The organism is Mesorhizobium sp. M5C.F.Ca.IN.020.29.1.1 (assembly GCF_003997375.1).
GTDB lineage: Bacteria > Pseudomonadota > Alphaproteobacteria > Rhizobiales > Rhizobiaceae > Mesorhizobium > Mesorhizobium wenxiniae.
The window spans coordinates 1-636 of record NZ_RZSW01001138.1; the positions used below are offsets into that span (position 1 = coordinate 1).

Annotated in this window: 1 protein-coding gene and 1 pseudogene; both read left to right on the forward strand. The window is 58.6% G+C overall.

The genetic code is table 11. The annotated features are described in order from the left end of the window. On the forward strand, window positions 1–446 hold a 446-nt coding region (locus tag EOA85_RS36720), incomplete at its 5' end, for an OsmC family protein (RefSeq protein ID WP_127212834.1). Between the two features lie 17 nt (window positions 447–463). Then, window positions 464–636, forward strand: a pseudogene (locus tag EOA85_RS36725) (acetyl-CoA C-acyltransferase); the annotation flags it as partial.

Below are 636 nucleotides of genomic sequence, written 5' to 3' on the forward strand. Positions count from 1 at the left end.
ATTTTGCTGAGCTTCGCTGGAAGCCGGGAGCAGGGGAGGATTTCCTCTCCGGCCGGTATTCCCGCGTCCATGAACTTCATTTTGATGGCGGCGCGGCCGTCTCCGCTTCCGCATCGCCGACGATCGTGGCGGCACCTTTCAGCGATGCAAAAAACGTTGATCCGGAAGAACTGTTCGTCGCTTCGCTTTCTTCTTGCCACATGCTCTGGTTCCTGGACCTGGCAAAACGCGCTAAGGTCAGTGTCCGATCTTATCACGATGAAGCCGAAGGCCTGATGGCCAAGAATGCTGAAGGGCGCACGGCCATCACACATGTAACCCTTCGTCCGCTCGTCGAATGCGACGCGGACGTAGCTACAATCGAGAGCATTCACCACAAGGCGCATGACGCCTGTTTCATCGCCAATTCGGTGCGGACCGAAGTGGTGGTCGAACCCCGATTCTAGATCACAGGAGATCACCAATGGCCGAAGCTTATGTCTATGACGCAGTGCGAACGCCACGCGGCAGGGGCAAGAAGGATGGCTCGCTGCACGAGGTGCCGGCGGTGCGGCTCGGCGCCAAGGTGCTTGAGGCGATCCGCGACCGCAATGGGCTGGATACCGGCACCATCGACGACATTATCTTCGGTTGCGT